Here is an 8,081-nt window from a genome sequence, read left to right on the forward strand (position 1 = left end):
CTTACGCGCGCGTTGCGCTGCACATTCAATCCAAATAAGGTGGTAAATAAGCTAATTAGCTCTCTTTAACAAGAGACTGTAATTTCTTGTGTTGCTTCGTATGATCCGTTTAACCCGAAGGTTATGTCTCATCAATGTTTCTTAGCTTTACATACAATGAACTAGTCATAAAACCATTTCATTATATGGTCAAGCCTCACGGGCAATTAGTACTGGTTAGCTCAACGCCTCACAACGCTTACACACCCAGCCTATCAACGTAGTAGTCTTCTACGGCCCTTTAGAACTCTCAAGGAGTTAGGGAGAATTAATCTTGGATGGGGCTTCCCGCTTAGATGCTTTCAGCGGTTATCCTGTCCGAACGTAGCTACCCGGCAATGCATCTGGCGATACAACCGGAACACCAGAGGTTCGTCCACTTCGGTCCTCTCGTACTAGAAGCAGCTTTCCTCAATTCTCCAACGCCCACGGCAGATAGGGACCGAACTGTCTCACGACGTTCTAAACCCAGCTCGCGTACCACTTTAAATGGCGAACAGCCATACCCTTGGGACCGGCTTCAGCCCCAGGATGTGATGAGCCGACATCGAGGTGCCAAACACCGCCGTCGATGTGAACTCTTGGGCGGTATCAGCCTGTTATCCCCGGAGTACCTTTTATCCGTTGAGCGATGGCCCTTCCATACAGAACCACCGGATCACTATGACCTACTTTCGTACCTGCTCGACTTGTCAGTCTCGCAGTCAAGCGCGCTTGTACCATTATACTAACCTCACGATTTCCGACCGTGATTAGCGCACCTTCGTACTCCTCCGTTACTCTTTGGGAGGAGACCGCCCCAGTCAAACTACCCACCACACAATGTCCTCGATCCAGATAATGGACCTGAGTTAGAACCTCAAAATGATCAGGCTGGTATTTCAAGATTGGCTCCACCACATCTAGCGACGCGGTTTCAAAGCCTCCCAGCTATCCTACACAAAACATTTCAAAGTCCACTGTGAAGCTATAGTAAAGGTTCACGGGGTCTTTCCGTCTAGCCGCGGGTATACGGCATCTTAACCGCAAATTCAATTTCACTGAGTCACTGGTGGAGACAGCGTGGCCATCATTACGCCATTCGTGCAGGTCGGAACTTACCCGACAAGGAATTTCGCTACCTTAGGACCGTTATAGTTACGGCCGCCGTTTACCGGGGCTTCGATCAAGAGCTTCTCCGAAGATAACCCCATCAATTAACCTTCCGGCACCGGGCAGGCGTCACACCGTATACGTCCACTTACGTGTTTGCACAGTGCTATGTTTTTAATAAACAGTTGCAGCCACCTGGTCACTTCGACTGCCAACAGCTTAGGGAGCAAGTCCCATCACCGTCAGCAGCGTACCTTCTCCCGAAGTTACGGTACCATTTTGCCTAGTTCCTTCACCAGTGTTCTCTCAAGCGCCTTGGTATTCTCTACCTGACCACCTGTGTCGGTTTGGGGTACGGTTCCTACATATCTGAAGCTTAGAAGCTTTTCTTGGAAGCATGGCATCAACCACTTCGTGAACTTTACGTTCACTCGTCATCGAGTCTCAGCCTTAGCGGTCCGGATTTACCTAAACCACCAGCCTACGCTCTTAAACGCGGACAACCAACGCCGCGCTGGCCTAGCCTACTCCGTCCCTCCATCGCAATATGCAGAAGTACAGAAATATTAATCTGTTTCCCATCGACTACGCATTTCTGCCTCGCCTTAGGGCCGACTAACCCTGCCCTGATTAGCATGGGACAGGAAACCTTGGTCTTCCGGCGTGGGGGTTTTTCACCCCCATTATCGTTACTTATGTCAGCATTCGCACTTCTGATACCTCCAGCAGACTTCTCAATCTGCCTTCAACGGCTTACAGAACGCTCCTCTACCATGCATATAAATATGCATCCGCAGCTTCGGTTAGCAATTTAGCCCCGTTACATCTTCCGCGCAGGCCGACTCGACTAGTGAGCTATTACGCTTTCTTTAAAGGATGGCTGCTTCTAAGCCAACCTCCTAGCTGTCTGGGCCTTCCCACATCGTTTCCCACTTAATTGCTATTTGGGACCTTAGCTGGCGGTCTGGGTTGTTTCCCTCTCCACGACGGACGTTAGCACCCGCCGTGTGTCTGCCATGATTGTACTCCTGGGTATTCGGAGTTTGCATCGGGTTGGTAAGTCGGGATGACCCCCTAGCCGAAACAGTGCTCTACCCCCCAGGGTAAGACATGACGCTCTACCTAAATAGATTTCGAGGAGAACCAGCTATCTCCCGGCTTGATTAGCCTTTCACTCCGAGCCACAGGTCATCCGCTCATTTTTCAACATAAGTCGGTTCGGTCCTCCAGTGCCTGTTACGGCACCTTCAACCTGCCCATGGCTAGATCGCCGGGTTTCGGGTCTAAAGCCTGCAACTATGACGCCCTATTAAGACTCGGTTTCCCTACGGCTCCCCTAAACGGTTAACCTTGCTACAGACCTTAAGTCGCTGACCCATTATACAAAAGGTACGCAGTCACACCACGAAGGTGCTCCCACTGCTTGTACGCATACGGTTTCAGGTTCTATTTCACTCCCCTCTCCGGGGTTCTTTTCGCCTTTCCCTCACGGTACTGGTTCACTATCGGTCAGTTAGGAGTATTTAGCCTTGGAGGATGGTCCCCCCATCTTCAGACAACATAACACGTGTGTCGCCCTACTTAATACGTCAATAATCGTTTTCGTGTACGGGGCTATCACCCTGTATCGCCAGACTTTCCAGACTGTTCCACTAACTCATATTGCTCGGCTAGTCCCCGTTCGCTCGCCGCTACTAGGGGAATCTCGGTTGATTTCTTTTCCTCCGGGTACTTAGATGTTTCAGTTCTCCGGGTTCGCTTCTACACACCTATGTATTCAGTGTGAGATACCCAACTTATGTTGGGTGGGTTTCCCCATTCGGACATCTCTGGATATAACGGTCGGTTGCCACCTCCCCAGAGCTTTTCGCAGGCTCCAACGTCCTTCATCGCCTCTAACTGCCAAGGCATCCACCGTATGCGCTTAGTCACTTGACCATATAATCAAATAGTCTTTAACAACCATCTTCATCTATGAATCTAAGAAACTGAGCATGAATAGCAGGGACTTAATTCCGCTACTCATGTTTTATGATCGCCGGATCATACAGTTTTTACACTTGAGAAATTACAGTTGATCTAATCAATCGCAGTCATCACAACCACGTTCAATTACATCAGTGTCAAATAGTCATCGGCTAGGATGACTACTCAACGTGTTGAATATGTAGAATTGAATTACATATTCAACGGTTTAATCAGCTTATCTACCTTGTTAAAGAACATCTGGTCGTTAAAAAACCAGAAACCTATTTTTTAGACTCATCGAATTGAGTGTTCTAAAAAATACCTTTCTGGCATCTTTACTTAGTAATAGCACGATCATGAATATTGACGTCAACCATTTACAATAAATGGTGGAGCTATGCGGGATCGAACCGCAGACCTCCTGGATGCAAACCAGGCGCTCTCCCAGCTGAGCTATAGCCCCCTTTAACCTGTCTTTTTTGCGTTTGGACTGCGTTGCGCCGCTTCACTCGCTCGATCACATACTGATGCATGCTCACTCACTTGCTCATTGCGCGCCTTGCCAATCACAAAAAATCCGGCGTTAAAACCGAACAATATAAGGCGGTGATTTTTGTGCTGATCGAGACGGGAAGATCCGATGTGTGCGAATAGCACATGAGAGACTTTCGAACGAAGAGCAGCGCAAAAATGGTAGGCCTGGGCAGACTTGAACTGCCGACCTCACCCTTATCAGGGGTGCGCTCTAACCAGCTGAGCTACAGGCCTATTTTAACTTGTCTTTTTTGCGCTTGGACTGCGCTGTGCCGCTTCACTCACTCGATCACATACGCTGGTATGCTCACTCGCTCGCTCATTGCACGCCTTGCCAATCACAAAAAATCCGGCGTTAAAACCCTACGGGCCTGTTGACCCTATTGGGTATCGCTATTACTACCAGTTCAGATCAAGTAATTCGTGTGAACGCTTACACATCAAATCGACGTATAAGTTAAGGAGGTGATCCAGCCCCTGGTTCCCCAAGGGCTACCTTGTTACGACTTCACCCCAGTCATGAACCACTCCGTGGTGACCGTCCCCCCGAAGGTTAGACTAGCCACTTCTGGAGCAACCCACTCCCATGGTGTGACGGGCGGTGTGTACAAGGCCCGGGAACGTATTCACCGTGACATTCTGATTCACGATTACTAGCGATTCCGACTTCACGGAGTCGAGTTGCAGACTCCGATCCGGACTACGACCGGTTTTATGGATTAGCGCCCCCTCGCGGGTTAGCAGCCCTTTGTACCGGCCATTGTAGCACGTGTGTAGCCCAGGTCGTAAGGGCCATGATGACTTGACGTCGTCCCCACCTTCCTCCGGTTTGTCACCGGCAGTCTCCTTAGAGTTCTCAGCATTACCTGCTAGCAACTAAGGACAAGGGTTGCGCTCGTTACGGGACTTAACCCAACATCTCACGACACGAGCTGACGACAGCCATGCAGCACCTGTCACTGAATTCCCGAAGGCACTCCCGTATCTCTACAGGATTCTCAGGATGTCAAGACCTGGTAAGGTTCTTCGCGTTGCATCGAATTAAACCACATGCTCCACCGCTTGTGCGGGCCCCGTCAATTCATTTGAGTTTTAACCTTGCGGCCGTACTCCCCAGGCGGTCAACTTAGTGCGTTAGCTGCGCCACTAAGAGATCAAGTCTCCCAACGGCTAGTTGACATCGTTTACGGCGTGGACTACCAGGGTATCTAATCCTGTTTGCTCCCCACGCTTTCGCACCTCAGCGTCAGTATTGGGCCAGGCTGCCGCCTTCGCCACTGATGTTCCTTCTAATATCTACGCATTTCACCGCTACACTAGAAATTCCACAGCCCTCTCCCATACTCTAGCTACCCAGTATCGAATGCAATTCCCAGGTTGAGCCCGGGGCTTTCACATCCGACTTAAATAGCCGCCTACGCGCGCTTTACGCCCAGTAATTCCGATTAACGCTTGCACCTTCAGTATTACCGCGGCTGCTGGCACTGAATTAGCCGGTGCTTCTTCTGCAAGTAACGTCACAGCTAGCAGTTATTAACTACTAACCTTTCCTCCTTGCTGAAAGTGCTTTACAACCCGAAGGCCTTCTTCACACACGCGGCATGGCTGCGTCAGGGTTTCCCCCATTGCGCAATATTCCCCACTGCTGCTCCCGTAGGAGTCTGGGCCGTGTCTCAGTCCCAGTGTGGCTGATCATCCTCTCAGACCAGCTAAAGATCGTCGCCTTGGTGGGCCTTTACCCACCAACTAGCTAATCTTACGCAGGCTCATCCAATAGCGCGAGGTCCGAAGATCCCCCGCTTTCCCCCTTAGGGCGTATGCGGTATTAGCATGGTTTTCACCATGTTATCCCCCACTACTAGGTAGATTCCTACGCGTTACTCACCCGTCCGCCACTCTACTCACACCGAAGTGCTTTCACGTTCGACTTGCATGTGTTAGGCCTGCCGCCAATCTGAGCCATGATCAAACTCTTCTTAATCTTTTACCTCTACCTTTCGGTAAGAGGAGACCATTACGCGATTACCTCGCTTCATGATCCAAAATCTCGGCTCAGGAATTAGTTCTATCTTTTCATTTGCATGATTCGATGAGCCACTTATGTTCCTGATAATAATTTACATCATCATCAACACGTAAGCGCCCACACGAATTACTTGATCCAATCTGTTAAAGAGCTTGGTAAACCGCTCGGGTTTTACCGTATCTTGCCAGCGAAGCGCTACGCTTGCTCTGACAAGGGAGGCGAATTATACAGAACCTATTCACCTTGGCAACAACTAAATCGAAAAAATCTAAGAATTTTAACTATTTAGGAACTTTATTGCCGCTCTTGCCCGAACTGTTTTACAACGGTACCTCGACAAGAGAGCGCGCATTATACGGCCAAGTTTAAGACTGTCAACGACAATCTGTAGAATTTTTACAAAAGATTTAAAAGCACCAACATTCGCTTGTTATTTGCTCAAAAAACGAAGGTTTTAGTACGTATAAACACCAATAGAGCCACCTCATAATCAGCACAATTAAAGCTGCTGGCCGCGACAGAACTAAAGGGCTAATCCCACTTAAAAAAATGATCAAGTTGATAGAAGAGCAATCAAGTTAATATTAGCGTTTTAGTATTGGCAACAAAGCGGGAAGTTTAAAAAAACGAGAAGCCAATAACAGCGCGAGCACCACACTATAAATCAACGCCTCGCCAAAGTCAGAGCGCACCAGCCAGACAAAATGCGCGCAGGCGAGGATACCAATCAAATAGACTAATTGATGAAGCGTTTTCCAGCGTGAACCTAATTTCTGCGCCCAGCGATTGGATGTCAGCCCCAGTGGCACCAGCAAACACCAGGCAAGAATACCCAATGTCATATAAGGACGCTCCGTAAACTCTTCAATAAATATTGCCCAACTCCAGCCTAATATATAGGTCAGCACGGCAAGTAAGTGCAAAGAAGCGTAGAACCAGACAACGCCGATTACTAGTCTGGTTTTTGGAAGCTGTCTTAATGGAAACCAGTGTCAGCAAAAGAGATAGCCACTCACCGGTTTCCAGAACCAGCTCTTTTCCATCCGACTACCCGCTGAGGCTTGATACACATTAACAGCTTTAGTCACGGCCATGCAAAATTTCCAATAAAATTTGCTTAAATCCATCCCTTTGTACAAAGAGGCAACCTGTTCCCCGTAACCATTAAAAGGCTCAGTCAGGATTCGATTCGGGCTAAAAAGTGTTGAAGGTAAGCGACGTTCTGATTTCTGACTCCAGCGCGGGTGATCTACATCCGGTTTACATTGGCGTAGAATCCATACTCACTAGCCTGCAGCATATTCCAGGTTGTGGCAGGCTCGCGTTCGACAAACCGGATTTTCACTATCGACTTGATACTTTTAAACCCGTATTTCCAAGGTACCACCAATCGCAAGGGAGCGCCGTTTTGGTTAGGTAGCTGCTTGCCATATAAACCCGTGGCCATAAAGCTCAGCGGATTCATGGCTTCATCCATCCGCAAGCCTTCAACATAAGGCCAATCGATACTACTAGTCCGAGAACGTTGGCCGCGCATTTCTTTTGGCCGGTAAAGCGTTTCAAATTGAACATATTTCGCTTTAGCAGTCGGCTGAAATTGCTGAATCATACTGGCTAAAGAAAAACCCACCCAGGGAATAACCATTGACCACGCTTCTACACAGCGCAAGCGATAGACCCGCTCTTCAATATCCAGCTTGGCAAGAATATCTTCAAGGGCATACTCGCCAGGCTTTTCAACGTGACCCTCTACTTTGATAGACCAAGGGTCAGTAGTTAATTCATGGGCATATTTAGCCGGATCACCTTTACCCGTACCAAACTCATAAAAGTTGTTATAACGGGCAACATCTTCGTAAGGCGTTAAAGTTTCATCTGTATAATATCCACTAGCCTTATCTTTGGTCACAGGCTTAAACGACAAATCACGCAAGGCCATATCTGTTTCAGCCAAAGCTTGCTTGCCAATAGCACTGAGGCTGCCAACAAGGAACGGCCCATAAACTGGCGGCGATTAAGATAAATAGATTCTGGTGTAATCTCTGAGGAAGGGATATCTGCTGGCTTTAGAATCAACACCGGTAACTCCTTATATTATTGCCCTTAAGCAGGCCTTAGTAGTCAGAGCAGTTTTACGCTGAATAATTCCCAACCGATGACTAAAACTTAGCGCAGCTTAGTCCACATGCAGTAGCCGGGCCAGACAAGGCATAAATCAGAAACACCGCTAATAAAATCCGGGCAGGATCCAACATCACTAAACCAAACAGCAGAACGACCAGAATCATCACCACAAATGGAACTCGTCCACGTAAATCCAGCCCCTTAAAACTGTGGTAAGGCACTTTAAAATCATCAAAAAAACCTGCCCACCGGTTATCAAACCTGCCAACACCGCCATTTCAATCGGCAGCTCCGCGCC

The 8,081-nt window shown here is 48.4% G+C and carries 1 protein-coding gene, 2 tRNA genes, 2 rRNA genes and 1 pseudogene; all 6 read right to left on the minus strand.

Annotated elements, in window-relative coordinates:
* Positions 1–185 precede the first annotated feature (185 nt).
* Positions 186–3,069, minus strand: a 23S ribosomal RNA gene (locus UNITIG_RS21185).
* 417 nt (positions 3,070–3,486) lie between these two features.
* Positions 3,487–3,562: transfer RNA gene (locus tag UNITIG_RS21190), tRNA-Ala, on the minus strand.
* A 228-nt stretch (positions 3,563–3,790) separates the two neighbouring features.
* Positions 3,791–3,867 (minus strand) — tRNA-Ile (locus UNITIG_RS21195).
* 224 nt (positions 3,868–4,091) lie between these two features.
* A 16S ribosomal RNA gene (locus UNITIG_RS21200) occupies positions 4,092–5,614 on the minus strand.
* The 16S and 23S rRNA genes sit together here with 2 tRNA genes alongside, the layout of an rRNA operon.
* Positions 5,615–6,243: 629 nt before the next feature.
* Positions 6,244–6,582 (minus strand): ferric reductase-like transmembrane domain-containing protein, encoded by a 339-nt coding sequence (locus tag UNITIG_RS21205; RefSeq protein WP_235015547.1) that lies wholly within the window; start codon positions 6,580–6,582, stop codon positions 6,244–6,246.
* A 183-nt stretch (positions 6,583–6,765) separates the two neighbouring features.
* Positions 6,766–7,660, minus strand: a pseudogene (msrP, locus tag UNITIG_RS21210) (protein-methionine-sulfoxide reductase catalytic subunit MsrP); the annotation flags it as partial.
* Between the last annotated feature and the right edge of the window lie 421 nt (positions 7,661–8,081).

The sequence above is a fragment of the Oceanicoccus sp. KOV_DT_Chl genome (genome assembly GCF_900120175.1).
In the GTDB taxonomy this organism is placed as follows: domain Bacteria; phylum Pseudomonadota; class Gammaproteobacteria; order Pseudomonadales; family Dasaniaceae; genus Oceanicoccus.